General features: G+C 67.8%; 21 protein-coding genes. 5 read left to right on the top strand and 16 right to left on the bottom strand.

Features of this window, described 5'->3' with window-relative positions; all coding sequences use genetic code 11:
* Positions 1–194 precede the first annotated feature (194 nt).
* Complete coding sequence (locus HII28_RS03445) at positions 195–2162, top strand: alpha-1,4-glucan--maltose-1-phosphate maltosyltransferase (RefSeq protein ID WP_346769316.1); 1968 nt, start codon at positions 195–197, stop codon at positions 2160–2162.
* Positions 2162–4447, top strand: a complete 2286-nt coding sequence (gene glgB, locus HII28_RS03450) for a 1,4-alpha-glucan branching protein GlgB (RefSeq protein ID WP_170024129.1) — start codon at positions 2162–2164, stop codon at positions 4445–4447. The genes HII28_RS03445 and glgB overlap by 1 nt, the downstream gene beginning before the upstream one ends.
* Before the next feature lie 106 nt (positions 4448–4553).
* Here the strand turns inward: glgB and HII28_RS03455 are convergent, their stop codons facing one another.
* Positions 4554–5507 carry a tetratricopeptide repeat protein gene (locus HII28_RS03455; RefSeq protein ID WP_170024130.1) on the bottom strand — a complete coding sequence of 318 codons (954 nt, stop codon included), beginning with the start codon at positions 5505–5507 and terminating at the stop codon, positions 4554–4556.
* A complete protein-coding gene (locus HII28_RS03460) occupies positions 5504–7396 on the bottom strand; it encodes a hypothetical protein (RefSeq protein ID WP_170024131.1) in 1893 nt (630 codons plus the stop codon). The genes HII28_RS03455 and HII28_RS03460 overlap by 4 nt, the downstream gene beginning before the upstream one ends.
* 399 nt (positions 7397–7795) lie before the next feature.
* Here HII28_RS03460 and HII28_RS03465 point away from each other — a divergent pair, with 399 nt between their 5' ends.
* Both HII28_RS03465 and HII28_RS03470 read left to right on the top strand, forming a co-directional pair.
* On the top strand, positions 7796–9244 hold the full coding sequence (locus tag HII28_RS03465) for a DivIVA domain-containing protein (RefSeq protein ID WP_170024132.1): 1449 nt from the start codon (positions 7796–7798) through the stop codon (positions 9242–9244).
* A 26-nt stretch (positions 9245–9270) separates the two neighbouring features.
* Complete coding sequence (locus HII28_RS03470) at positions 9271–10311, top strand: AI-2E family transporter (protein WP_170024133.1); 1041 nt, start codon at positions 9271–9273, stop codon at positions 10309–10311.
* Between the two features lie 36 nt (positions 10312–10347).
* Here HII28_RS03470 and HII28_RS03475 read toward each other — a convergent pair whose 3' ends face one another.
* The 10 genes from HII28_RS03475 to HII28_RS03520 all read right to left on the bottom strand — a co-directional run bounded on the left by HII28_RS03475 (position 10348) and on the right by HII28_RS03520 (position 20231).
* Positions 10348–10644: a hypothetical protein gene (locus HII28_RS03475; protein ID WP_170024134.1), complete on the bottom strand. Its 297-nt coding sequence runs from the start codon at positions 10642–10644 to the stop codon at positions 10348–10350.
* 50 nt (positions 10645–10694) lie between these two features.
* On the bottom strand, positions 10695–12431 hold the full coding sequence (locus tag HII28_RS03480) for a cation:proton antiporter (RefSeq protein WP_170024135.1): 1737 nt from the start codon (positions 12429–12431) through the stop codon (positions 10695–10697).
* A 41-nt stretch (positions 12432–12472) separates the two neighbouring features.
* Positions 12473–13030, bottom strand: a complete 558-nt coding sequence (locus HII28_RS20045) for a lytic transglycosylase domain-containing protein (RefSeq protein ID WP_346769166.1) — start codon at positions 13028–13030, stop codon at positions 12473–12475.
* Positions 13031–13244: 214 nt separating this feature from the next.
* On the bottom strand, positions 13245–13787 hold the full coding sequence (locus HII28_RS03490; protein WP_170024136.1) for a DivIVA domain-containing protein: 543 nt from the start codon (positions 13785–13787) through the stop codon (positions 13245–13247).
* 141 nt (positions 13788–13928) lie between these two features.
* Positions 13929–14846 carry a phosphatidate cytidylyltransferase gene (locus HII28_RS03495; protein ID WP_346769167.1) on the bottom strand — a complete coding sequence of 306 codons (918 nt, stop codon included), beginning with the start codon at positions 14844–14846 and terminating at the stop codon, positions 13929–13931.
* A 91-nt stretch (positions 14847–14937) separates the two neighbouring features.
* Complete coding sequence (gene frr, locus HII28_RS03500) at positions 14938–15492, bottom strand: ribosome recycling factor (protein ID WP_170024138.1); 555 nt, start codon at positions 15490–15492, stop codon at positions 14938–14940.
* A 122-nt stretch (positions 15493–15614) separates the two neighbouring features.
* Positions 15615–16328 (bottom strand): UMP kinase, encoded by a 714-nt coding sequence (gene pyrH / locus HII28_RS03505; protein ID WP_170024139.1) that lies wholly within the window; start codon positions 16326–16328, stop codon positions 15615–15617.
* Positions 16329–16530: 202 nt separating this feature from the next.
* On the bottom strand, positions 16531–17358 hold the full coding sequence (gene tsf, locus HII28_RS03510) for a translation elongation factor Ts (RefSeq protein ID WP_170024140.1): 828 nt from the start codon (positions 17356–17358) through the stop codon (positions 16531–16533).
* 32 nt (positions 17359–17390) lie between these two features.
* Positions 17391–18359 (bottom strand): 30S ribosomal protein S2, encoded by a 969-nt coding sequence (gene rpsB, locus HII28_RS03515; RefSeq protein ID WP_170024141.1) that lies wholly within the window; start codon positions 18357–18359, stop codon positions 17391–17393.
* Between the two features lie 384 nt (positions 18360–18743).
* Positions 18744–20231 (bottom strand): sugar porter family MFS transporter, encoded by a 1488-nt coding sequence (locus HII28_RS03520; protein ID WP_170024142.1) that lies wholly within the window; start codon positions 20229–20231, stop codon positions 18744–18746.
* A 68-nt stretch (positions 20232–20299) separates the two neighbouring features.
* On the opposite strand from HII28_RS03520, the gene HII28_RS03525 reads away from it, so the two are divergent.
* On the top strand, positions 20300–21055 hold the full coding sequence (locus HII28_RS03525) for a M23 family metallopeptidase (protein ID WP_170024143.1): 756 nt from the start codon (positions 20300–20302) through the stop codon (positions 21053–21055).
* A 342-nt stretch (positions 21056–21397) separates the two neighbouring features.
* Here the strand turns inward: HII28_RS03525 and HII28_RS03530 are convergent, their stop codons facing one another.
* From HII28_RS03530 to HII28_RS03545, 4 genes are all read right to left on the bottom strand, one after another.
* Positions 21398–22477: a tyrosine recombinase XerC gene (locus HII28_RS03530; RefSeq protein ID WP_170024144.1), complete on the bottom strand. Its 1080-nt coding sequence runs from the start codon at positions 22475–22477 to the stop codon at positions 21398–21400.
* 293 nt (positions 22478–22770) lie between these two features.
* Complete coding sequence (gene dprA, locus HII28_RS03535; RefSeq protein WP_170024145.1) at positions 22771–24171, bottom strand: DNA-processing protein DprA; 1401 nt, start codon at positions 24169–24171, stop codon at positions 22771–22773.
* The gene (locus HII28_RS03540) at positions 24168–25706 is read right to left on the bottom strand and encodes a YifB family Mg chelatase-like AAA ATPase (protein ID WP_170024146.1); all 1539 of its coding nucleotides are present in this window, start codon (positions 25704–25706) and stop codon (positions 24168–24170) included. Before HII28_RS03540 ends, dprA begins: the two co-directional genes overlap by 4 nt.
* Positions 25706–26071, bottom strand: coding sequence for a YraN family protein (locus HII28_RS03545; protein WP_170024147.1), 366 nt, complete (start codon positions 26069–26071; stop codon positions 25706–25708). Before HII28_RS03545 ends, HII28_RS03540 begins: the two co-directional genes overlap by 1 nt.
* Positions 26072–26216: the final 145 nt, after the last annotated feature.

The following is a 26216-nucleotide window of genomic DNA, read 5'->3' on the forward strand; positions in this document are numbered from 1 at the left end:
AATGCCCGGACACACCACGTTCGCGTCGCGTTCGCACACGGACGCGCCCGTCGCTGTGCGGGATGGGTTGCGCGCGCTACGGTCGGAGGGTGCCGACCTCGACGTCTCCATCCCCGCGCCGCCGCGGCAACCACGCCGCCGCAGCGGTCGATTCCGGATCCCTCACCGAGTCGTACCGAACGGTGCTCGGCCGCATCCCCATCCTCGAGGTGACCCCCGTCGTCGACGGCGGCGCATGGCCGGCCAAGGCGTTCGACGGGGAGGTCGTGCCCTTTTCCGCCGTGGCGTTCCGCGAGGGACACGGACTCATCGGCGTCGATTTGGAGCTGAAAGCGCCGTCCGGTGCGGCGCACATCCGCCGGATGAAGCCCGGCACGCCCGGCTTCGACCGCTGGCACGCGCTCGCACGACTCGACGAGCCGGGAATGTGGACCTTCCGCATCGCGGCGTGGGCCAACGACTGGGCGACGTGGCTGCACGCGGCCCGGGTCAAGGTGCCCATCGGGCAGGACGTCGAGCTCGTCTTCGCCGAGGGGGCCGAACTGCTGGAGCGGGCTCAGCGATCCCGTCGGTCGCCATCCGACCGGCAGGTGCTGCGCGACCTGCTGAAGACCATCACCGACACGGATGCCGAGCTGGCCGTCCGTCTCGCCGCGACGGGCACCGACCGGGTGACCGGCATCCTCACGGCGCGTCCCATCGTCTCGCTCGTCACCCGCAGCGCCGATCACCGGCTGGAGGTCGAACGGACGCGGGCGGGCGTGGCGTCGTGGTACGAGTTCTTCCCGCGTTCGGAAGGCGCCAAGCGGCTCGCGGACGGCACCTGGAAGTCGGGCACGTTCCGGTCGGCCGCGAAGCGGCTCCCCGCCGTCGCACAGATGGGATTCGATGTCGTCTACCTGCCGCCGGTGCATCCGATCGGTGAGGCGTACCGCAAGGGGCGCAACAACACGCTCGCGCCCGAGCCTGGCGATCCGGGATCCCCGTGGGCGATCGGCGGCGCGGCGGGCGGACACGACGCGCTGCATCCCGAGCTCGGCGATCGCGGCGAGTTCACCCGCTTCGTCCGCAAGGCGAACCAGCTGGGGCTCGAGGTCGCGATGGACTTCGCTCTGCAGGCCTCCCCCGACCATCCATGGGTTCAGGAGCATCCTGAATGGTTCACGACGCTGCCGGACGGCTCGATCGCGTATGCGGAGAATCCGCCGAAGAAGTACCAGGACATCTACCCGATCAACTTCGACAACGATCCCGAAGGGATCCGCACCGAGGCGTTGCGCCTCATCGAGCTCTGGATCGCAGCAGGCATCACGACGTTCAGGGTCGACAACCCGCACACGAAGCCGCTCGACTTCTGGGAGTGGCTCATCCACACGGTGCGGCAACAGCATCCCGAGGTCGTGTTCCTCGCTGAGGCGTTCACCAGACCGGCCGTGATGCAGACGCTCGCCAAGGCCGGATTCCAGCAGTCCTACTCCTACTTCACCTGGCGCAACACGAAAGAGGAGCTCGAGGAGTTCCTCGACTCCGTCGCACACGAGACGGACGCGTTCCTGCGCCCCAACCTGTTCGTCAACACTCCGGACATCCTCACCGAGTACCTGCAGTTCGGCGGGCATCCGGCGTTCAAGATCCGTGCTGCGATCGCGGCGACCGGCGCTCCGCTGTGGGGCGTGTACTCCGGGTTCGAACTGTTCGAGTCAGTGGCCAGGAGTGGCGCCGAGGAGTACATCGACAACGAGAAGTACGAGTACCGGCCACGCGACTACGCGGGCGCCGAAGCCCGGAACGAGTCGCTGGCTCCGTACCTGACGATGCTGAACGAGGTGAGGCGCCAGCATCCGGCGCTACGGCAGCTGCGCAATCTGCACGTGCACTCCAGCGAGGACGACTCCGTGCTCGTCTTCTCCAAGCACCTGGCCGCCGAGTTCACCGGCACCCGTCGTGCCGACACCGTCATCGTGGTCGCGAATGTCGATCCGCACTCTGTGCGCGAGACTCTCGTGCACCTCGACCTCGCGGCCATCGGCGTACCGATCGGCGCCACGTTCGACGTGTCCGATGCCATCACCGGCCAGACGTGGACGTGGGGCGCCGTGAACTATGTGCGCCTGGATGCCTTCCACGAGCCGGTCCACATCCTCAGCGTGAAGGCGGTCTGATGTCCGAGAACACCGACGTTCCCCGTTCTCCCGTGCGCGAGTCCCTGCGTTCGGATCGAGCCGATTCGCACCGGTCGAACGCCGTCCAGCACGCCGACGGCACGGCTGCGATCGGATCGGTCGAGCTCGACGGATCCGTTCTCGCCGCCGTCGCGGAGGGCAGCTACCACGACCCGCATTCCGTGCTCGGTCAGCACCTGGTGGCCGCACCCGGCGTCGCGGACCGCGTCACGGTCATCCGTGCGCTGCGCCCGCTCGCGAGCGCCGTCACCGCCGTGTTGTCCACCGGTGCGCGGGTCGCTCTCGGACACGTCAGCGAGGGGATCTGGCAGGGCATCAGCGTGCTGGGACCGGGGCCGTATCTGATCGAGGCGCGCTACGACGACGGGTCGGTCTGGACCGCCGACGATCCGTACCGCTTCACGCCGACGATCGGCGAGCTCGACCTCCACCTCATTCGCGAGGGTCGCCACGAACGGCTCTGGGATGCGCTCGGCGCACACCACCGCCGGCACGACGAGGTCCTCGGAACGGCGTTCACCGTCTGGGCGCCCAACGCCACTGCGGTGCGCGTGGTGGGTGAGTTCGACGACTGGAACGGTGTCGGCACCGCGATGCGCTCGATGGGTGCGAGCGGCGTGTGGGAGCTGTTCCTGCCGGGGATCGAGCCCGGTGCAGTGTACAAGTTCGAGCTGCGCGGCAAGGACGGCACCTGGCACATGAAGGCGGATCCGATGGCCCGCTTCACCGAGGTCCCTCCGGCGACCGGATCCGTCGTCGGCACGTCGTCGCACGAGTGGGGCGACGGCGAGTGGATGCGCGCTCGCGCCTCGACGGATCCGCACTCCGGTCCGATGAGCGTGTACGAGCTGCACCTCGGATCCTGGCGGCCCGGGCTCGGATATCGCGAGGCGGCCGACATCCTCATCGACTACCTCGTTCCCCTCGGATACACCCACGTGGAATTCCTGCCGCTGTCGGAGCATCCGTTCGGCGGATCATGGGGCTACCAGGTCACCGGCTACTACGCGCCGACCAGCCGTTTCGGTCACCCCGATGATCTGCGCCACCTCATCGATCGCCTGCACCAGGCGGGCATCGGCGTGCTGATCGACTGGGTGCCCGGCCATTTCCCCAAGGACGACTGGGCTCTCGCACGATTCGACGGCGAGGCGCTGTACGAGCACGCGGATCCCCGTCGCGGCGAGCAGAAGGACTGGGGCACGTACGTCTTCGACTTCGGCCGCTCCGAGGTGCGCAATTTCCTGGTGGCGAACGCCCTCTACTGGCTAGAGGAGTTCCACGTCGACGGGCTCCGCGTCGACGCGGTCGCCTCGATGCTGTACCTCGACTACTCGCGGAACGACGGCGAGTGGGAGCCGAACGTGCACGGTGGCCGCGAGAACCTCGAGGCGATCGCCTTCCTCCAGGAGGCGACCGCGACCGCCTACAAGCGCAATCCGGGCATCGTGATGATCGCCGAGGAGTCGACGGCCTACCCGGGCGTCACCGCTCCCACGAGCTTCGGCGGCCTGGGATTCGGCCTGAAGTGGAACATGGGCTGGATGCACGACTCGCTGCAGTACATGCACGAGGATCCGATGTATCGCTCGTACCACCACGGCGAGATCACCTTCTCGTTCGTCTATGCGTTCAGCGAGCACTTCCTGCTGCCGATCAGTCACGACGAGGTGGTGCACGGCAAGGGATCCCTGCTGACCAAGATGCCCGGCGACCACTGGCAGCAGCTGGCGAACGTGCGGGCGTACCTCGCGTTCATGTGGGCGCACCCCGGCAAGCAGCTGCTATTCATGGGCCAGGAGTTCGGCCAGCCCTCCGAGTGGAGCGAAGAACGCGGGCTGGACTGGTGGATCCTCGATCAGCCGGCGCACCGCGGTCTCTGGGACCTCGTGGCGCGCCTGAACGCCGTGTATCGCGACGAGTCGGCACTGTGGCGCTACGACCACGACCCGCGCGGATTCCAATGGCTCGATGGCGGCGACGCGCAGGCGAACGTCGTCGCGTTCGCGCGGCTGGGCGACGCGGATCCGCTGGTGTGCGTTGCGAACTTCGCCGGCATCCCGCACGAGGGATACCGCCTGCCGATGCCGTTCGCGGGCGAGTGGGAAGAGCTCCTCAACACGGACGCCGCCGACTACGGCGGCTCGGGTGTCGGCAACCTCGGCACGGTGACAGCGACGGATGCCCCGTGGGGTGGTCTCCCCGCGTCCGCCGTCCTCACGCTCCCACCGCTCGGCACTCTCTGGCTCCGCCCCAAGCGTTGACCGGCACCGCTACCGGCGGTTGAGCCTGTCGAAGCCGAGCCTCCGCTCTGGCTTCTTTCGACAAGCTCGACCGACGGTGTCGAGTGCACCGGCTCAACCAGTGGAATCAGTACAAGAGGCTCGCCAGCCGGCCGCGGGCCTTGATCACCAGCGGATCCGTCACGCCGACGATCTCGAAGTAATCCAGCAGTCGCGTGCGGATCACGTTGCGCCCGTCGGCGTCGGCCGAAGCGAAGACGTCGAGAAGGCGTGCGAAGGCGTCCTCGACGTGTCCGCCCGAGAGGTCCAGGTCGGCGACGCCGAGTGCGGCGTCCACGTCGGAGGGAGCGGATGCCGCAGCCTCGCGTACCTGCGCGGCATCCGCGGTCGACAGCCTCTGCAGCAGACCCACCTGGGCGAGTCCGGCGACGGCGAGGTCGTCGTTCGGGTTCTGCGCGATCGCGAGGCGGTACTCGGCGATCGCCGTGTCGTAGTCGCCTTGCTCGATGGCGTCGTACGCCTCCTGGTGGTGCGGAGGCAGCGGCTCCGGATCCGGCTCTGCCTCGGGCGTCTCGTCGTCGGCACCCGCTGACGGGTCCACCGCGACGCTGCCCGTCACGCCGTTCTGCTCCGCGATCTGCAGCACTTGCTCGAACACCTCGCGCACCTGCGCCTCGGGTATCGCGCCCACGAAGAGCGGTGCCGGACGTCCTCCGATCAGGGCGACGACGGTCGGAATGGACTGCGCCTGGAACGCCTGGCTGAGCTGCGGATTGGCGTCGACGTCGACCTTGACCAGCACGAACCGGCCCGCGTAGTCGGTGACCACGCGTTCCAGCGCCGGCGAGAGCTGCTTGCACGGACCGCACCACTCTGCCCAGAGGTCAACGATCACAGGGACCGTGTTGGACAACTCGAGGAATTGGCTGAAATTCTCGTCCGTGCCGTCGTAGATCAGGCCGGGCAGCGCCTGCGGCGGCGCTTCGGCATCGCCACCGGGCTGCTGCGCGGCCTGGCGGTTGGCGAGAGCTGAGAGGTCGACGGCACCGCGAAGCGACGCGGCGTCAGGAGTGTTGGTCATCCGAGTTCCTTCGCACCGAGAAGTGCCTGCGTGAAGCCGAGCATCACGATCTTGTCCTTCGACCCGGCTGGTGGCACGTAAAACAGTAGCTGGTAGCCGTACGTGGTCTCGAGACCCTTCGTGCTGTCCGTCACACCCGTGAGCGCCTGCACGTTGGGGTTCCCCGAGGACACAGTCGCGCCTGCCTCGACGGGCTGCAGCGTCGACACTTCGTTGAGGCTGGTGGCCACGATGGCGCCCGAGTTGTTGGTCGCCATGGCGATGGGACCGTCCGCGCCGGCGGAGTCGGTGAAGGCGAGCGAGGCTGTCTTCGGCAGCTGCGCTTGCTGCGCGGCCTTGTAGGCGGCGCCGACCTGCGGTGCGAGCTTGTCCGACTTCGAGTCGAAGAGGTCGTAGTACTTGCTCTTCTCTCCGTTCTTGAGCACATCGCCGTACTCCACCGCAAGCTGGTTCGGCGAGACGAGGAGAAGCTTCGAGTCCGGCGGCACGATGGACGTTCCGATGTTCGCCGGCGGCAGGTCGGGCACATTGGCGTCGGCCTCGAGGGCGATCGAGTACTCGACCGTGTAGTTGTCGCGCGGCGACTTCTGCACGAGCAGCAGATCCAACGGCGCGGCCTTGGAATTCTTCGGGTCGTGCACCACCGCGCTCACGACGCGCGGCCAGCTGTCGGTCGCCTGCGGAAGCGCGAGCGAGACGGAGTCGCTGGGGATGGCCTGCTGTGCCGCGGCGTCCGCCTTCTTCGAGCGAAGGGCGTAGTCACCGGTGCGCGCGTCGAGGGCCGGACCGCTGAAGCGCGTGGCGGCGAGCGTGGCATCCAGAGAGCCGTCCGCCTTGTTCGCGGTCTTCGCGATCGCGTTCACGATGTTGTCGAGCTGCGGCGCGGTGACGGCCGGCGGGGGCGTGTCCTTGCCCTGGCCCGGCAGGTCGGTGGCGATCGGCGTCGACGTCGAAGAGGCCGTCGCGTCGCCGCCGAACTGAGGCCAGTAGTCGGACGAGCAACCGGCGAGCACGAGCGCGCCGACCAGCACCACGGGAACGGCGACGGATGCCCGTCCGATCGAACGCCTGCCGCGCACGGGCGTCTCCACTTCCTGGGTCGGCTTGTAGTTGCCGGGCTTCGGCGGCTTGGAGCCCCGCGGCAGCTTCGGCGGCTTGCCCCCGCCGCGACGAGGTCCGCGGGATCGGCGCAGGTGCCGGATCGCCAAGATGTACATCAGGATGCCGAACGCGGCCACCACGATCCCACCGACGATCAGCGGGCCCGCCCACGGCGTCCGGCTGTCCAGCGGCCAGTTCAGGCTGATGCGGTCCGGGGCCGCCTTGGTGCCGTCGCTGGCGATGATCACGCTCACCGTGCTCGGAACGTTCATCTTCGTGATGGCGGCGGAGTCGCCGGAGAACTCTTCCAGCCACAGGTCGGATCCCGCAGGATTCGGGCCCTTGTGCGCCGAGCTGGAGTCGGACGTGCTGCCGTCGGTCGCTGCGCTGTCGGTAGCCGTCGGAGTCGGCGTCGCGGTGGCCGTCGACGTCGACGAGCCATCGCCAGCGCCCTTGTCGGACTTGGGCGTGATCACCTTGGACGACAACTCGTTCGTCGCGGCGTTGTACGAGACCTTGGCGTACTTCTCGTCACCTATCCAGGCCAGCACGTCGGCCGTGCGGCCGTAGGCGACGAACGGCTTCGCGCTTCCCGACACGGTGAGCGTCTGCTGGCCGGTTCTGGCGCGCAGCACGGATCCGTCGATCACGGTGAACGGCGCACCGCCCTTGACGACCGTGGCGGTCACGATGTTGGCAGGCGGGATCCAGACGGTCCGCTGGGCGATACCCAGGCCGATCAAGACGGCCGCGGCGACGAACGCCAGGATGGCGATCAGAAATCGCACGAACTCTCCTTCGCTGTCACGTCCCACGGGTCTCGTGCGGTCGCGCACGACGTGACGGGCGTCTTCGCGCCCGAGAAATCAGGTGATCGGGTGGCGACCGCCGCGCACGGCGACGATCGGCTGGCAACCAACGATACCGAAACAGCCCTGTGAGGCGCCTCCCAGGGACCTGGACGGCCGGTCGGTGTCGACGGAGCACGGATGCCGCACCCTCATTCCCTCGATCACCGGGTCGCATCCGCGGCGAGATGCCCACCAACGAGGCCCCGCGCCCGACTACACTCGAATGGATCCGACGCGCTGACGCGTCGCTTCTGCGCTGCCTGCCCAGCCCCCGCTCCGGTGCAGTTCCGCGCGCTTATCAGCCAACCCCAGTTACCACCCGGAGAGAAGAAGCCCGTGGCCCCCGAAGAGACAGAGTTCACTCAAGTCTTCCGCGGATATGACAAAGACGAGGTCGACAAGGCCCTCCAGGACCTTCGTCGCGAACTGATCCAGGCGAACGGCCAGAGCGCCGACGCCGGCAAAGAGATCAAGCGTCTGACTGCCCGCATCGAAGAGCTCAACGCCGAGATCGAGGAGGTCGGCAGCCCGACGTTCTCCGGCCTCGGAACGAAGCTCGAGAACACGCTGCGCGTGGCAGAAGAGCAGTCAACGCGAATGATCGCCCAGGCGGACATCGACGCGGAGAAGCTGCGTGCCAGCGTCGCCGCGGAGGTCGAGAAGACCCGCCGCACCGCCGAGGAGCAGGCTCAGCGCATCCTCAACGAGGCGCACGGCCAGGCGGACACCATGCTGCAGGACGCCACCATCGAAGCGAACGAGCTCGTCAACGAGGCCAAAGCGAAGGCCGACACCTCGAACCAGGAGGCGGAGCGCATCGCCGCCGCCGTGCGCAGCTCCGTCGCCACCGAGGTCGCCGAGCTGCGTGCCACCGCGAAGCGCGAGGCCGCAGCCGTCCAGGCCCAGGCCGAGCACGAGGCCGCCGATCTCAAGGCGACAGCAGCCAACGAGGCCTCGCAGGCGCGTGCGGATGCAGAGGGTCTGAACCGTGAGGTCGAGGAGACGCGCGCAGCTCTCGCCCGTGAACTGGACTCCCGCCGGTCCGACGTCGAGGCTCAGCTCGCGGACCACCGGACGGCCGTCGAGGCCGAGATCGCGCAGACCAAGCGCGACCTCGCCGCGGACACGCAGCAGGCCCGCGTCGACCTGGCCAACGAGATCGAGCAGGCTCGCACGGCGCTGGCCCGCGACCTCGAGCAGCGCAAGGCCGACGCGGAGGCGGAGGCCGAGAAGGAGCGCAAGGCATTCCAGCGCGCCTCGGAGAAGGCTCGCAAGGAACTGGACGACGAGCTGGCCGGCATCCGCTCGCAGGTGGCAGCGGAGTCTGAGCGCCTCACGCACGAGGCGGAGCGCGCCCGTATGGAGCTCGAGGTCGAGCTCAAGGCGCGTCGCGACGAGTCCGAGAAGGAGCACCTCGCCCGTCACCAGCAGGCCGTCGCACAGACCCAGAAGTACCTGGACGACGCCAACGCCGAACTCACCGAGGTCACGCGCCGCACGAACGAGGTGCGTTCGGAGGGCGAGGCTATCGAGAAGGAGATGCGCCAGGAGGTCAAGGCCGCCCGCAAGGAGGCCGAGGTCTCCGCTCGCGACATCGTCCGTGCTGCTGAGGAGCGCGCCAGCGCGATCATCGACGAGGCCGACGACCGCACGCGCTTGCTCGTGGCGGACGCGGAAGAGCGACTGTCTCAGATTAGGATCGAGCGCGAAACCGTCGCGGGCTACTTCGAAAGCCTGCGCGGTGTTCTGAAGCAGGCAGAGCAGGTTTCCGCCGAGACCGCCTGATCGCCGCGACGCCGAGGGGGCCATACGTGAAGATCCAGAACGCTTTCCGCGTCGGATTGATCGGCACCCTCGGCGTCGGCCTCGGCATCCTCATCCTCACCTCGATCGTCTCGCTATCGACGATCCTCACCTACATCGGCGCCGCCCTCTTCCTTGCCCTCGGACTTGAGCCGATCATCGGCTTCCTCGAGCGGCGCAAGCTGCCAAGGTGGTCGGCGATCCTGATCGTCCTTGTCGCACTGCTGGTGTTCCTCGGTCTGTTGCTCTGGGCGATCATCCCGATCATCGTCAAGCAAGCGTCGAGTCTCGTCGCGAAGATCTCCGAGTTCGTGCAGAACGGCACGTACCAGGACTGGTACACGTGGCTGCAGAAGCAGTTCCCTGCCGTCGACTTCGACAAGACCCTTCAGGATGTCTGGAACTACATCCAGCACTCCGCAGGTGACATCGGTGCCGGCCTGCTCACCGTCGGCATCGGCATCGTCTCCGGATTCTTCGGCGTGCTGATCGTGCTCATCCTCACCATCTACTTCACCGCATCCCTGCCGAACATCAAGCGCGCAGCGTACGAGCTCGTACCGGCCAGCAAGCGCGCGCGCTTCGCCGACATCGCGGAGCAGATCACCGACTCGGTCGGCAAGTACGTCATGGGCCAAGTCGCACTGGCGCTCGTCAACGGCATCCTCAGCGCGATCTTCCTGACGGTCATCGGGGCCCCCTTCCCGATCCTGCTCGCCGTCATCGCGTTCGTCTTCTCCCTGATCCCGCTGGTCGGCACGCTCACCGGATCCATTGTGATCGTGCTTCTCTCGCTCCTCCTGGCGTCGCCGCTCACGGCGCTCGTGGCCGCCATCTACTACGTCATCTATATGCAGGTAGAGGCATATGTGCTGAGCCCGCGCATCATGAACCGAGCCGTGTCGGTTCCGGGAGCGGTCGTCGTGATCGCGGCCCTCGCCGGAGGCTCGCTTCTTGGACTCCTGGGCGCGCTGATCGCCATTCCGGTCGCGGCCTCGATCCTGCTCATCATCAAGCAGGTCGTGATCCCGCGCCAGAACGAGCTCTGAGGTTCAGGACTCCAACCGTCTCAGGGCTCGCTCCGCTCAGGCGACCCGCCAGCAAGCCGTGTGCCAGTGCCTGCGCGCACCCAGATCCGCTGCGTCCCCGAGCACGCCATCCGCTCGCCACACCACCACGTGCGCCACCCCTGGCGTCACGACTCCCCCGCATCCCGGACACGTGTAGCTCTTGATCGCCGATGCCGCCGACACCGGCTGCACGTTCCATTCGCGGCCCCGACGCGTCTCGGTACGTCGCCATCCCGCGAGCATGCGGCTGAGGTCGTCCGGCTCCTCGTCCGCAGCCCGGCCGCGGCCTCGCGGTCGGTTGTTGCGCGGCATCCATCCATTCTACGAATCGCCGAACGCGGTCGCGGTCGACGCGAGTGCCGTCACTCCGTGTCCGCGCGGCGCTCGAGCCGTGCTTCCTCCTGGTCCAGCAGGCTCTGCGCCCGTCCCAGCACACGCGACGAGTACGTTCCCTTCGATCGCGCCTCGAGAAGCGCTGCCCGCTCAGCGTCGAGTGCCAGCTGCAGGAGCATTCCGTACTGGGCGTGCGGCCCCGTCGCCGCCTTGCCCTCGTGCAGGGCCGCGCGCTCCCATGTGGACTCCGCCATCACCTCGATGTCCTTGCGCAGCCGTTCGATCACTTCCGGATCCGGTTCGGCTCCGTTCTCCAGATCGAGCTTCGGATCCTCCAACGCCTCATCGGCTGCCTCGGCCAGCTCGTCCAGCAGAGAGGCGAGCTCCCGGGCGTCCGCCGCCGCATCGGATCCGAGCACGCCGGTGATCCGGATGATCCACGGCAACGTCCCGCCCTGCAGCACGAGAGACAGGATCGCCACGACGAACGCGATGAGGATCAGCTGCTCGCGGTAGGGAGTGTGCTGAGGAAGGGACTGGGCGGCCGCCAGCGTCACGACACCTCTCATGCCCGCCCAGGTGAGCACCACACCGTCCCGCCAGCCGACTTGGTTCTTCTGCAGGTCGACGAGGTCGGCGTCGCGCCGGTCGATGTTGTGCTCCGTGCGACGCATCCGCTCCTTGGCGCGCTCGTCATGGTGCCGTCTGGTGAGTTCCCGCACGCGGTCGCGTACGACCGACAGGTATTCGCGGCTGTCGTCGGCCCTTCGCGCCGCACGACGGATGCGCAACAGCACGGGCGTCACGATCACGCCGCGCACGATCAGCAGGAGCACCATCACGAGCAGGCCCAGTGCGAAGGTCTCGGCCAATCCGATCTCGGGATGGTTGACCGCCGAGCCGACGAGCCCCATGAGCTGCCCGCCCATGATCAGGAACACGCCGTTCTCGATGACGAACGCGATCACGCGCCAGTTCAGCTGTTCGCTGATCCGCGCTCTGGCCGTGAACTTCCGTGCGGCCTGATGCCCCGAGTACAGACCGGCCACCACCACGGACAACGCTCCAGAAGCCCCGAGCGCCTCGGCGGGGATGAAGGCGAGGAACGGCACCACGAACGACACCACCGTGTCGAGCACCGGCTCGGAGAACTTGGAACGCACCCACACCGTGATGAAGCCCACGACGAGCCCGACGAGCACCGCCACGATGACGGAGCGGGCGAAGTCTCCCGCGACACTCCACACGCTGACGGATGCCGCGGTCGCCGCGATCGCGGATTTCAGGAGCACCAGCGCTGTCGCGTCGTTGACGAGGCTCTCGCCCTCGAGCAGCGTGACGTCGCGCGCAGGCAGTCCGAGGCGTTTGGCCACGGCGGTCGCCGCGACGGCGTCTGTCGGACTCACCACCGCGCCCAGCGCGATCGCCGCCGCGAGGTTCAACTGCGGAAGGAGCGCGAAGAGAACGAGGCCGATCACGACGGCGGAGACCACCACCAGCACGACGGAGAGCATCGTGATGCCGCCCAGATTGCGTCGGAAGTCCACGAGGGGAACCTGGACCGCCGCGGCGTACAACAGGAGCGGCAGGAGCACGTCGAGCACGATCTCGGGCTTCAGCTCCAGGTGCGGCGCCCCGGGGATGAGCGAGTATACGATGCCGATGACGACCAGCAGGATGGGCGTCGCAACGCCGAGCCGCTTCGAGAAGGCTGCGGTCGCGACGAGCACGAGGATGCCCACGATGATGAGCAGCGCGTACTCCATCCGACCAGCCTAGGGTCTGCCTGGCCGCCGAAGCCGAGGGATCAGTACCAGCCCGTCGACTCCGAGTGCGACCACGCGCCGCACGGGGTGCCGTAACGCCCGTCGACGTAGCCGAGACCCCAGTTGACCTGAGTCACGAAGCTGGTCGCCCAGTCGGCTCCCGCCGACGCCATCTTGCTGCCCGGCAGCGCCTGCGGGATGCCGTACGCCCCGGTGCTGGAGTTGTACGCGTAGATGTTCCAGTGCGACTCGCGATTCCACAGCGCAACGAGGCAGTTGAACTGATCGGCGCCCATCCCCTGCGACGCCAGCACACCCTGGGCGTAGGCCTGAGCGCTGCCAGGATCCGGTGTGCCCGCTGCGGGTGCGGACGATCCCGACGAGCTGCTCGTGGTGACCGTTGCCTTCGGTGCGGCCTTGGATCCGAACGTGTCAGCGCTCACGGTCCCGTCGGCGTACTTTCCCGAAACAGCCAACTTCTGCACCGGCTGGTCGAGGAACCGGGAACGGGCCGACGCGAAATCAGGAGACGCCGTCGCGCCGGAGTACGGATCGACGATGTTCACCAGGAAGAATCCGATGGCCGCGGTGAATGCCACACCGACAACGACCGGTCGCGCAGTGCGGCGCGTGCGGCGGGGTCGTCGAACAGACGCCTGCACCGTGCTTCGGGTCGGTGTCGGAGGCTCTGCCAGGTGTCGTACTCGTCTGCCCACGATCACACAACGATAACGAAGTCAGGGCCTGCGGCCAAAGTCGAAACCTGCTTCCGTCCGAACTGCCGATTCAGGTGCCGGCCGCGCTCGCTCCCGGTCACCGGACGGCGAGCATCACGTCGACGACGCTGTCCAGCAGCAGATCGACCTGCGCCTCTCGATAGCCGTTGCGCTGCTGCCGGAAGACCACCGTGCGCACCTCGTCGACCGACATCGGCATGCCGTCCCGGAAGTAGCGGACGAGACGCTTGGCGAACCGGTCGACCTCGCGCTTGTTGTATCCGATGGTGAAGATGCTCGCGTGCTGGAACTTCTGCGCATCGGGCCGTCCGAGACGGTTCAGGATGACCTGCGCCGTGCCGCGCGCGTCGTCCAGCCACTGACGGTCCCCGAGCGCCTGCCTGGCCTGTACGCGCTCCCTGGAGGCGAAGGCATCCTCGAGTCGCTCCAGCGCTCCGTCGACCACACCGGGCTCGTAGCCGCCGCGCTGGAGCGCGAAGCCGGTACGACGGATGTCCTCCGCCGTCAACGGCACGTCGGGATCGCCCTCGTAGGCGCGCCTGGCCAGCCGCAGGAAGCGGTCGACCTCCTCGGGGTCGTATCCGCGCTTGCTGCGCTTGACGGTCGGAAAATTCGCCACGGGAGCATTCTCTCAAAGCCTTGCCATGAGTCCGTACACAGGGGTCGGCCGGCCGTGTCGCGTCGAGGCGTCCGCCGGCATCATCGATGCGTCTCTCGATGCCGCCGGTCCGGCGGCAGCATGGTCGCTGGCGCGACCGGATCAGCGGAAGAGCGGCTCGAAGACGACGTAGAGCACGTATGCCAGTGCCACCGACGGCAGGATCGAGTCCAGCCGGTCGAGGAACCCTCCGTGGCCGGGCAGCCACGAGCTCATGTCCTTGATGCCGATATCCCTCTTGATCAGGGATTCCACAAGGTCGCCCATGGTCGCCGTGAGCAGAAGGAGTGCGCCGAAGATGAGGCCGAACCAGAACGGCGTGTGGAGCATGAAGACGGCGAGGATCACACCGGTGACGAGCGCCACGATGGCCGCCCCGGCGAAACCCTCCCACGTCTTCTTCGGGCTGATGGTCGGCGCCATCGGATGCCTGCCGAACGACAGCCCGGCGGCGTACGCACCCGTGTCGACGGCGACCACGAGGATGAGAGCAGCGAGCGTCCACCACTGACCGTTCGGCTGAGCGACCAGAACAACGGTGAAGCACGCAAGGAACGGCACATACAGGATCGCGAGAGCGGATGCCACGAGGTCGCGCAGCAGCGCGGCTCCCGCCACTCGCTGTGCCCGGCTGATCAGCTCGACGAGCCGCCAGATCCAGAGCACCAGGATTCCGCCGAGGGCGACCAGCCACAGTCCCGGCGCGTGCAGATAGTACGCAGCGGGAACGAGCGCGACACCCACCACGGTGAGGGCGACGCGCGGAACCCGCAGCCCCGCGATCCGCAGCGCCGTGGCGAATTCGAACCCTGCGGATCCCGCCACTGCTGCTGCGAACACCATGAAGAGCTCTTTGATGAAGATCAGGCTCACCAGCAACAGAGCGCCGCCGACGAGACCGATCAGGATCGCGAAGATCAGGTTGCGTCCCGTGCGCTGCTGGATCTTCTCGTTCGTGGCATCGAGCTGCGCCCTGGTCGCCTGCATCTGGCGTTCGAGATCCGCGCGCGTGTCACGCACGCGGCGCCCGAACGGCGACGATCGTCGGCCGCGCGGGGCGCCGTCATCCGGCGAACCGGGAGTAGCGTCGGGCGGATGCGTCATCGGCGTGTCAGACCTCGAGGAGTTCCGCTTCCTTGCGCACCAGGGCCTCGTCGATCTGATCGATGTGTTTCTTCGTGATCGACTCGAGTTCCTTCTCGGCGCGCGCCACCTCGTCGTCACCGACCTCGGACTTGAGCGCGTCGAGCTCGTCCTTGCCCTTGCGGCGGATGTTGCGGACCGATACTCGCGCATCCTCCGCCTTGGAGCGCACGATCTTCACGTACTCCTTGCGACGCTCCTCGTTGAGCTCGGGCATGGTGACCCTGATGAGCTGACCGTCGTTGTTCGGCGTCGCGCCGAGGTTCGGTGCGGCGACGATGGCCTTCTCGATCTCCTTCAGCGCCGTCTTGTCGTACGGCGTGATCACGATCGTGCGCGCCTCGGGGTTCTGCAGCGAGGCGAGCTGCGCGAGCGGCGTCGGGGTGCCGTAGTAATCCACGAGCAGACGCTGGAAGAGCTGCGGGTTGGCTCGCCCGGTGCGCACGGTGGAGAAGTCGTCCTTGGCCACCTCCACTGCCTTCGTCATGCGTTCGGTCGCAGCAGCCAATGAGTCGGCGATCACGTGTCGCTCCTTCGTTCGAGGGATCAGGTCAAGCTTAGAGGCCGCACCGGCCTGCGCCCGGTTCGGACCGGCAGTGCAGTCAACGGGATGACGCCGGGAAACGGCGCCGTGCCGGCGCGGACTCAGCCGCCGACGATCGTGCCCAGTTCCTTCCCGAGGATGGCGTCGGTCACGCTTCCTTCGGGCTCGATCCCGAAGATCTGCATCGGCATCGAGTTGTCGCGGCAGAGGCTGAGCGCGGTCGCATCGATGGCCTTGAGGTCGCGGACCAGAGCATCCTGATAGGTGATGCGCTCCAGCTTGACGGCGTCGGGGTTCTTGCGCGGATCGTCGCTGTAGAGGCCGTCGACGCCGTTCTTGGCCATCAGGACCGTGTGTGCGCCGATCTCCAGCGCACGCTGCACTGCCACCGTGTCCGTCGAGAAGTACGGCAGGCCGGCGCCGGCGCCGAAGATGACGACGCGTCCCTTTTCGAGGTGGCGCTCCGCTCGACGCGGGATGTACGGCTCGGCCACCTGGGTCATGCTGATGGCCGACTGCACGCGGGTCTCGGCCCCCGCCTGCTCGAGGAAGTCCTGGAGCGCGAGTGCGTTCATCACCGTGCCGAGCATGCCCATGTAGTCGGCCCGACCGCGATCCATACCGCGCTGGCTGAGCTCGGCCCCGCGGAAGAAGTTGCCTCCACCGACGACCACCGCGACCTCGACGTCCTCGGCGGCGCGGGCGATCTCGCGGGCGAGGGAGCCGACGACGTCGGGATTGACGCCGAGGGAACCGCCCCCGAAGGCCTCGCCGGACAGTTTGAGAAGGACCCTCCGTCTCGGTGCAGCTGCCATGTGAGAGTCCCTTCTGAGATGTCTGGAATCTAACGTAATGGTGACCGGCTCTGCGGTCACCGCCTTCACGACGATGCTTCGCCGTGAATCACCCGAGACCGGCGTGCGGACGTCTGCGCGAGCGGCGTCCCGGCATCCGATCCGCGTGCTGGCACAGAAAAGGAGCCCGGACCCACAGGGTCCGGACTCCTTCTCAACGCTGTTACGCGCCGACCTTGAACCGGGCGAACCCGGTGACGGTCAGGCCTGCGTCGCTGGCCACCTTCGCCACCGTGACCTTGTTGTCCTTCGCGTAGTCCTGGTCGAGCAGGGAGACCTGCTTGAAGTACGCGTTCAGACGGCCCTCGATGATCTTCGGGAGCGCGGCCTCGGGCTTGCCCTCGTTGCGCGAGATCTCCTCGACGATGCGACGCTCGTTCTCGACCGCCTCGGCAGGAACCTCATCGCGCGTGAGGTACTCGGGGTTCGCGAACGAGACGTGCTGAGCGATGCTGCGAGCGGTCTCGGCGTCGTCGCCCGAGTAGGCGACGATGACGCCGACCTGCGGGGGCAGGTCCTTCGACGTCTTGTGCAGGTAGATCGAGAAGTGCTCGCCGTCGAGGCTGGCGAAGCGACGTAGCTCGACCTTCTCGCCCAGGATCGCGGCCTCGTCGTTGATGACGTCGGCGACGGTCTTGGTCGCGGCCGGGGCTGCGAGCGCCTCCTCCAGCGTGGTGGCGCCTGCCTCGACCACGGCCTCCTCGATGCCGCCGGCCAGGGCGATGAACTTGTCGTTCTTCGCCACGAAGTCGGTCTCGCAGTTCAGCTCGAGCATGTAGGCGCGACCGCCGTGCTCACGAGCCGTCACGAGGCCCTCGCTGGTGGAGCGGTCGGCACGTTTGGCGTTGCCCTTGGCACCCTTCAGGCGCAGGATCTCGGTGGCCTTCTCGATGTCTCCATCGGCCTCCTCGAGCGCCTTCTTGGTGTCGACCATGCCGGTGCCGAGCTGCTCGCGCAGCGCCTTGATGTCGGCGATGCTGACGTTTGCCATGGTGGTGTGAACTCCTCGGTTCGAAGTTGTTGTTACTTGGCCTCTGCGGCGTCGCCCTCGGCGGTGGCATCCGCCTCGACGACGGCCTCTGCCTCTGCGGAAGCGCCCTCGACGTCGGCGTCGGACTCGGTGGCCTCGATCTGCTCGGCCTCCTCGTTCACGACGGCAGCGGCCTCGGCCTTGCCCTCGGCGAGGTCGGCGTCGGCGACACGTGCGGTCTCAGCGCTCTGCTGAACGCCGTCGCCCGTCTCGAGGAGCTCGCGCTCCCACTCGGCCAGCGGCTCGGCGCCCTCTTCTCCCTCTTCGGGCTTCTGGTGGCGCTGAATGAGACCCTCTGCCGCGGCGTCGGCCACGATGCGGGTGAGCAGGCTGACGGAGCGGATCGCGTCGTCGTTGCCCGGGATCGGGTACTGCACCTCGTCGGGGTCGCAGTTGGTGTCGAGGATGGCGATCACCGGAATACCGAGCTTCTTCGCCTCGTCGATGGCGAGGTGCTCCTTCTTGGTGTCGACAACCCAGATCGCGCTCGGGGTCTTGGACAGGTTGCGGATGCCGCCGAGCGACTTGTGTAGCTTGTCGAGCTCGCGCTTCTTGATGAGCAGTTCCTTCTTGGTGAAGCCGCTCGTGGTGCCCTCGAAGTCGAGCTCCTCGAGCTCCTTCATGCGTGCAAGACGCTTGGAGACCGTCTGGAAGTTGGTGAGCAGACCGCCCAGCCAGCGCTGGTTCACGTAGGGCTGGCCGACGCGCTGCGCCTGCTCGGCGATGGCGTTCTGGGCCTGCTTCTTGGTGCCGACGAAGAGGATGGTGCCGCCGTGGGCGACCGTCTCCTTGACGAAGTCGTACGTCTTGTCGATGTACGCGAGCGACTGCTGCAGATCGATGATGTAGCTGCCGGAGCGCTCCGTGAGGATGAAGCGCTTCATCTTCGGGTTCCAGCGACGGGTCTGGTGTCCGAAGTGGACGCCGCTGTCGAGCAGCTGGCGCATGGTGACGACGGCCATGGCCGTTCTCCTGTTCTCGGCATCGGGCACGACGTGCCGCTGATGCCTGGTCGGTTTCTTCGCGAGAGCCGGTCGGCTTCGCGCCTGGCGCCCGACAGTGATCCCCCTCGACGTGAATCGAGAACCTTGGGATTTCTGTGCTGCGATCCGGCTTCCGGATGAACGGTTGCCGTGCCGACGAACGGGCGCGCGTAGTCACCCCGACGCGCGGGGTGCCGAACAATCATAACAGGACGGATACCGTCTGTTCGCGCAGCGGCAGGGCACCCGCGCACGCGGACAGGCGGGCGGACCGAAGGGGGCGAGCGCTCTCATCCGCGGGCGCACCGGCACCGTCATCCGCTCGCACGACTTCGACGAACGGACCTCGGTGGGCCGCGTCACTCAGGCGGTCGCGCGATCCCTGTGGATGTGCTCCAGCTTCGACTTGTCCTCCAGCTCGAGCCCCGTCACCTCGGGCAGAGCCGAGAACACGAACCAGAACGAGAGCGCCGCGAAGAGCGCGAATCCGGCGTAGACCCAGCCGAGGCCGACCGCCTGGCTGAGGATCGGGAACAGCAGCGTGACGAGAAAGTTGAACACCCAGTTGAACGCCGCCGCGATGCCGAGGCCCAGTCCGCGGATCTTGTTCGGGAACACCTCACCCAGCACGACCCACATCACGGGTCCCCACGTGGCGGCGAAGAAGACGACGAACAGGTTGGCACCGATCAAGGCGATGACGCCCCACGGCTCGGGCAGCGTGACGGTCGAACCGGAGACGTGCGCCTGCGCGAACGAGACCGCCGCGAGAACGAGACCGACGAACATGCCGGCGGATCCCCAGAGCAGGAGCGCCTTGCGACCGACCCGGTCGACGAAGAGGATGGCGACGAACGTCAACACCACGTTGATCACCGACGTGATGACCGAGGTGACGAATGAGTCGCTCGCCGAGAAGCCGACGGACTTCCAGAGTGTCGTGGAGTAGTAGAAGATCGCGTTGATGCCTACCAGCTGCTGGAACGCGGCCATCCCTATGCCGATCCAGAGGATCGGCTGAAGGCCGAGGGCTTTGCCACGAAGGTCGCGATACGTGGCGCGTCGCTCGATTTCCAGGCTGTCCTCGATCTCGTGGATGCGTCGATCGATGTCGATCGCGCCCGTCACGTCGCGCACGACGGCTTTCGCATCGTCCCGTCTGCCCTTGCGGATGAGGTACTGCGGCGACTCAGGGATGGACAGCGACAGGATGCCGTAGACGACGGCCGGGACGACTCCGACGAGCAGCATCCAGCGCCAGGCAGGGAGGCCGAACCAGAGCTGACGCATCGCGTCGCCCTGCGAGCCGGCGAGTGCGGCATCCGACAGCAGCGCGAGGAAGATTCCGAGCGTGATCGCCAGCTGTTGCAGGGAGCTCAGACCACCACGGAGCCGCGCGGGCGCGATCTCGCCGATGTATGCGGGCGCAATCACCGAGGCGATGCCGATCGCGAGACCGCCGATGAATCGCCAGGTCATGAGGAACCAGTCGGCGAAGGCGAGCGCGGAGGCGACGGAGCTCACCACGAACAGGATCGCCGCGAGCACCATGACGGACTTGCGGCCCCAGGCGTCCGCGAGCTGACCGGCGAACCACGCGCCGACGGCGCAGCCGATCAGCGTGATTGCGACGGTGAATCCGATCGCAGCCGCGCCCAGTTCGAACGTGTGCTGGATCGAATCGACCGCGCCGTTGATGACCGATGTGTCGAACCCGAACAGCAGACCGCCCAGCGCCGCCGAAATGGTGACGCCGAGCACTTTCCCCCGATGCGCCGTTCCCATCGCCGATCGCGAGCCGCCCGGCGTCGCGCTGCCGGAACTGCCCCCTGAATTGGACGTGTCGGACATCCATCTCACCCCCCGTGAGTCTGTTAGCACGCTACACCGGGTATCGGCGTCAGCCAGGGACGAGCCGTATGGACGCGCGCGCCGTTCTGCTGCTCGTGCGATTCGCAGTGCTGCTGCTCCTGCGATTCGCCGAGGCACTCCCCCACCCCAATTTCGCGATCCGCGCATGGTCCACAGATGGCGGCAGCGGCTCCAATCCGGGTCCCGAATCGCACCAAGATCGACCCATGCCGTCGCCGCGATCCCACACCGCTACCCGAGCGGTGGCCGTTCTCGCGGCGGCGGCGGTCGCGCTCGCATCCGTCGGCAACCCCGAGCCGGCGGATGCGAGCGGGAGAAACCATGCGACCGGCAGGGATGCGCCAGGTGCGCATGCGACGCCGAGAAGCGTCGCCGCTCTCCCCGCTGGCACGTGGGTCTGGCCGTTTCCCGGTCCGCATGCCGTCGCGCGGGGATTCGAGGCGCCGGTGTCCCGGTACGCGGCAGGTCATCGGGGTATCGATCTGCCGACGAATCCGGGACAGCTCGTGCGAGCACCCGAAGGCGGAACAGTGCGCTTCGCCGGCGTGGTCGTCGATCGTCCGACCTTGACGATCGCGACGAGCTCCGGCGTGCTGATCAGCCTCGAGCCGGTGACGACGAGCCTTGTCGCAGGGGACCTCGTTGCACGAGGCGCAACCGTGGGAGTCGTCGCGACCGGAGGCCACTGCTCGCAGTCGTGCGTTCACCTTGGCGTGCGTGTCGCCGGACAGTACGTGTCGCCTCTGCGGTTCTTCGGCGGGGTGCCGCGCGCCGTGCTGCTGCCCATCCGGGATCGGGGCTGACCGCGAACGATGCGGAACCACAACGACGCTCGCCGTCGAAAGACCCGGACCTCGCGTGATGATCGCCGCCGGACTGCGAGTAATCCACCACGACTAGTCTCTCAAGCCGCTCGCCCTTCCGTAGCGGCTGGCTAGCCGCTCAAGCCGCTGACCCCTCCACCGCGGCGAGGCTAGCCGCTCAAGCCGCTGGCCCTTCCGTCGCGGCGAGGCTAGCCGCTCAAGCCGCTGGCCCTTCCGTCGCGGCGAGGCTAGCCGCTCAAGCCGCTGGCCCTTCCGTCGCGGCTAGCACCGAAACGTGAGCGTGCAGGACCGGGAGGTCCTGCACGCGGGAAGTGTGTTCGGTCACGCGCGCGGATGCGCCCTCTGGTAGCTCTCCTTGAGGCGTTCCGCAGATACGTGAGTGTAGATCTGGGTCGTGCCCAGGCTTGCGTGTCCGAGGAGTTCTTGCACGGCGCGGAGATCCGCACCACCGTCGAGCAAGTGGGTGGCCGCCGTGTGGCGCAGCGTGTGCGGGCCGGACGGCCCGGATCCGGGCAGTTCCTCCAGCAGCGCCGACACCAGGCGGTACACCGTGCGCGGATTCACCCGTCCGCCTCGCGCACCGAGGAACAGCGCGCCGTCGCTCCGCGTGGCACCGGCAGAGGTCGCATCGCTGGGCGACGTATGGACAGCGATCGTGTCTGCAGAGGCGGTGTCTGCAGGCGTCGTGTCTGCAGGCGTCGTGTCTGCAGGCGTCGTATCTGCAAGCGTCGTATCTGCAAGCGTCGTGGCGCCGCCAGTCGTGGCACTGGAAGTGGACCGTCGTGCAACGAGCGCCGGACGCGCCTGGCGGAGGTAGTCCACGATCGCGTTCAGGGCCGGGACGCCGAACGGCGTCACCCGGTCCTTGGATCCTTTGCCGGTGACGCGCACCGTGAGACGATCCAGGTCCACGTCGTCGACGTCGATGCCGGTGAGCTCCGAGACCCTCAGGGCCGACGCGTAGAGGAGCTCGACGATCGCCACGTCGCGGAGGGCGATGGGATCGCCGTCCCCGGCTCGTAACATGAGCGACTCAAGCAGGTCGAATGCCTGCTCCTTGGTCACGACCCGCGGGAGTCTCCGGTCGGGCTTGGGGGCGCGAAGTCGCCGGCCGGCGTCCGTCGGTGCTCGTCCTGTGCGTTCCGACCACGCGGTGAAGCCACGGACAGTCGCAGCGCGCCGCGCGATGGACGCCTTCGCCAGCTCGTCTTGCTGCGCCTTCCAGAGCCAATCCCTGAGCAGCCCGAGATCGAGCTCTGCCGGCGCGGCACATCCGTGGTCGAGAGCGAAAGCGGCGAGCGCACGCAGATCTGATCCGTAGGACCGCACCGTACTCGTCGAGTAGCCGCGCTCCGAGCGCAGGAACGACTCGTATTCGTGGATGGCGACGTCCCAGGACATGTCACCAGCATGTCGCCGGTTCGCCGTCCAACGACCGAGGACACCCCGCCCGGCGTGGACGCGGTCAGGCGCCTGGACACAGTGGGCGTGGCCCCGGCCATGAGTGGACGCGGTACGGCGACACAGTTGGCGTGGACCCGGCCCGACGTGGACACGGTCAGGCGCGTGGACAAAGTGGGCCTGGACGGCGGCCCGGAGTGGGCACAGGTGGGCGTGGACCGCGCCCGGCGCGGACCCGGCCCGACGGTGTCGTCTGCGGCGGCTCGTCATCGAAGACCTGCGGCGGCGTGCGGTCATCGCTGTGCAGACACGGCGACCCAGCCGCCGCCCTGCTCACGGACGCGTCGGTCGAGCTCCAAGCCTCCGAGCACAGCGAGGGTCGACGCCACGCTGAGACCGGCGAGCGTCGCGAGCTCATCGGCTGTGCGCCCTGCCCGCGTGCTGAGCGCATCCACGATGCGCTTCGTCTCGGGCCCGTCGATCGCGGCCGAAGCTGGTCCAGACGCCTCAGGAGCGATCAGCTCTGCAACGTCCCTCGTGTTCGTGACGCAGACAGCGTCGTATTCGCGGAAGAGGCGATGACATCCTGCAGACGCCGGTGATGTGACGGGTCCGGGAACGGCGGCCAGCGGACGCCCGAGCGCCGCGGCGTGCCCGGCGGTGTTCAGTGAGCCGGACCGCGCTCCCGCCTCGACTACGACGGTCACCGCGCTGGCTGCGGCGATGAGCCGATTCCGTTGCAGGAATCGCCACTTCGTGGGTGCGGCGCCGCATGGAAGCTCGGAGAGCACGAGACCGTGCTCGACGACCCGCCGCAGCAGGTCGTCATGACCTGCTGGATAGAACCGGTCGACGCCGCCGGCGAGGAATGCGAATGTGAGTCCGCCGACGGCGAGCGCTGCACGATGGGCTGTCCCGTCGATGCCATAGGCGGCGCCGGACACGATCGTGTTGCCGAGATCCGCGAGTCCGGCGGAGAGCTCGCTCGCCACGTGCTCGCCGTATCCGGTGGCTGCGCGGGCACCGACCAGGGCCACCGTCGATCGAACGTCCGAGATCCGCGACGGGTCGCCTCTGGCCCAGAGCGCGATTGGTGCATGGGATCCGAGATCGTCGACTCCCCACGGCCACGGTGCGGTCGGGCCGCCGGATCCGGTTGGCACGAGAAGCTCCGCGTGGATCCGTGCCGCCGAGGTCAGTGCACGCTCCACATCCGCCGAACGCAGTCGCGGCCGCCATCGGTGGAGCGCTGCTTTGAGTTGGTCCGATCCGGCCGGCGGCTCGTCGATCCTCGTGCGGTGGGACTCGTCCACGATCGGATCCGGCGCGCTTGTTGCACGACCGACGCGCGCGGTTCCGTCCTGGCTCGGTGCCGATCCAGGCACGTCGGTCATCCGCTCGACGCCGGGCGAACCGACCGTCACGACCGAGCCGGCCGAGCCGCCGCGGCTTCCAGCCGGGGCGGGGCACGCGAGCCGGGAGCGGTCAGCGGTGTCGAGGACGTAGGTCAGCGCATCCGCTGCGCCTAGTTCGGCGGCCAGTGTGCCCGCGATGCCGTCGCCTGGCTCCGTGATGACGGACCATGCAGCACGTGCGAATCTGTCGGCTACGTCGGTGTCCTCCAGTTCCGATTCCGTGGTCACCCCGGCGACCAGACGTCGGACGTTCGCCTCGTCGAGCCCGAACAGGGTCATGCTCCGATTCCCTTCCTGAGGTACAGCGCCGTGCCGATGTGCTCGGCGCTGGGGTGATCCGCGCCGGCGACGTCGGCGATAGTCCATGCCAGACGGAGCGACCTGTCGTATCCGCGCATGGTGAGCGCGCCGCGTTCCAGCGCCCGATCGAGGACCGCGGTCGAGCCGCGTTGAAGCATCCGCGAATGCTCGCGCAGCCAGGAACCTGGCACCTCTGCGTTGGTCCGCCACGGGGTCTCCGACAGCCGCGCAGCTGCCGCCGCTCTGGCAGCCGTCACACGAGCGCGAACGGTCGCGGTCGTCGCGCCCTTGGCCGTTCCCGCGAGCTTGAGCTGCGCCGCGGTGATGCGCCGCACGCTGAGGCGGATGTCCACCCGGTCGAGGAGCGGACCAGAGATCTTGGCCATATAGCGCCTGCGCGTCGAAGGCGCACACGTGCATTCGGCATCGGCGGCACCGTATTGACCGCACGGGCAGGGGTTCGCGGCCAGGACGAGCTGGAAACGACCGGGGAAGGTGGCAACGGCGTTCGCGCGGTGTATGCGGATCCGCCCGGACTCGAGAGGTTGGCGCAGTACGTCGAGCACGGAACTCGGGAACTCCGGTGCCTCGTCGAGGAACAGGACGCCATGGGCTGCGCGCACTGCGGCTCCGGGACGGATCTGCGCGCTGCCTCCGCCGACGATCGCAGCGGCGGTGGCCGTGTGATGGGGAGCCTCGAAAGGCGGCCGAGTCACGAGAGCGGAGACCGGATCGCCGGCCAAGGATCGGATGGACGTCGCCTCGAGGGATGCTTCGACGGGAAGATCCGGCAGAAGTCCGGGGAGTCGTTCGGCGAGCATCGTCTTGCCGGCCCCGGGCGGCCCGAGGAGGAACAGGTGATGACCGCCCGCCGCAGCGATCGTGAGTGCCTCGATCGCTTCTTCGTTGCCCACGATGTCTGCCAGATCCAGCGAGGACGAGTCATCGTCGTCGGCCGCCGTCGCCGACACCTCCCAGGGTTCGACGGGCACGGGGTCGAGGTCCGAGCCGTGCGCGATCGCCGCTTCCCGCAGAGACGACACGGCCAGCACCTCGATGTCGGGCACGAGACGCGCCTCAGACTCGTTCGCCGCCGGCACCATCACGCGTCGCATCCCCGCCCGCGCGGCGCCGATCACGGCCGGCAGGACACCCGGCGTGGGTCGGAGCCTGCCGTCGAGCCCGAGCTCTCCGAGGTGCACCGTTCCGCCGACGGAATCCGCGGGGACGTCGCCCGCTGCTGCGAGTGCCGCCATGGCGATACCCAAGTCGAATCCGCCGCCGTGCTTCGGCAACGCCGCAGGCGACAGGCTCACGGTGAGCTTGCGGGACGTGATGGGTAGTCCGGAGTTCGCCGCCGCCGCTCTAACCCGATGGCGGGCCTCGCCGAGCGCGGCGTCCGGAAGTCCGATCACCCAGAAGCCGGGAAGACCGGGCGAGATGTCGGCCTCGATGTCCACGACATGCGGCGTGATGCCGACCAGTGCGATGCCGCGCGTGCGAGCGATGGCCATCAGCACACACCGACCAGATGCTCGATGAGCACCTGGGAGTCGGCGAGTCCCGGCGGAGCCAGCACGGCGACGGCGTCGATCCGAAGGCTGTCGGCCGCGCGTCCGGTTTCGTCGCACCACTGCGCGGCGAGGCGTCGCAATCGCGCGGCCTTGACGGGTGTGATCGCGTCGAACGGATGCCCGAACAGTGTCGACGATCGCGTCTTGACCTCGACGACCGCTACGGCTCCAGCCCGCTCGGCGACGATGTCGATCTCGCCCTGCGTGCAACGCCAGTTCCTCGCAAGGATCCGGTACCCCTGCTGCCTCAGATAACGGGCCGCGAGATCCTCGCCGCGCCGTCCCAGCTCATCCTTCTTCGCCATCGCTGCCTCCCCCGCCAGAGTGGCGCAGGGCGAAAAGGCGGATGACGCGGATGTGCCCTCTGCGAGACATCCCGCCAGAAGGGCAGGTTGTGGAGGACTAGTACGCGGCGGTCACGGACGAAGGTCGACCTCCGGACGGCCGATG

Origin of the sequence: Planctomonas sp. JC2975 (assembly GCF_012985205.1) — a bacterium.
Taxonomy (GTDB): Bacteria; Actinomycetota; Actinomycetes; order Actinomycetales; family Microbacteriaceae; genus Humibacter.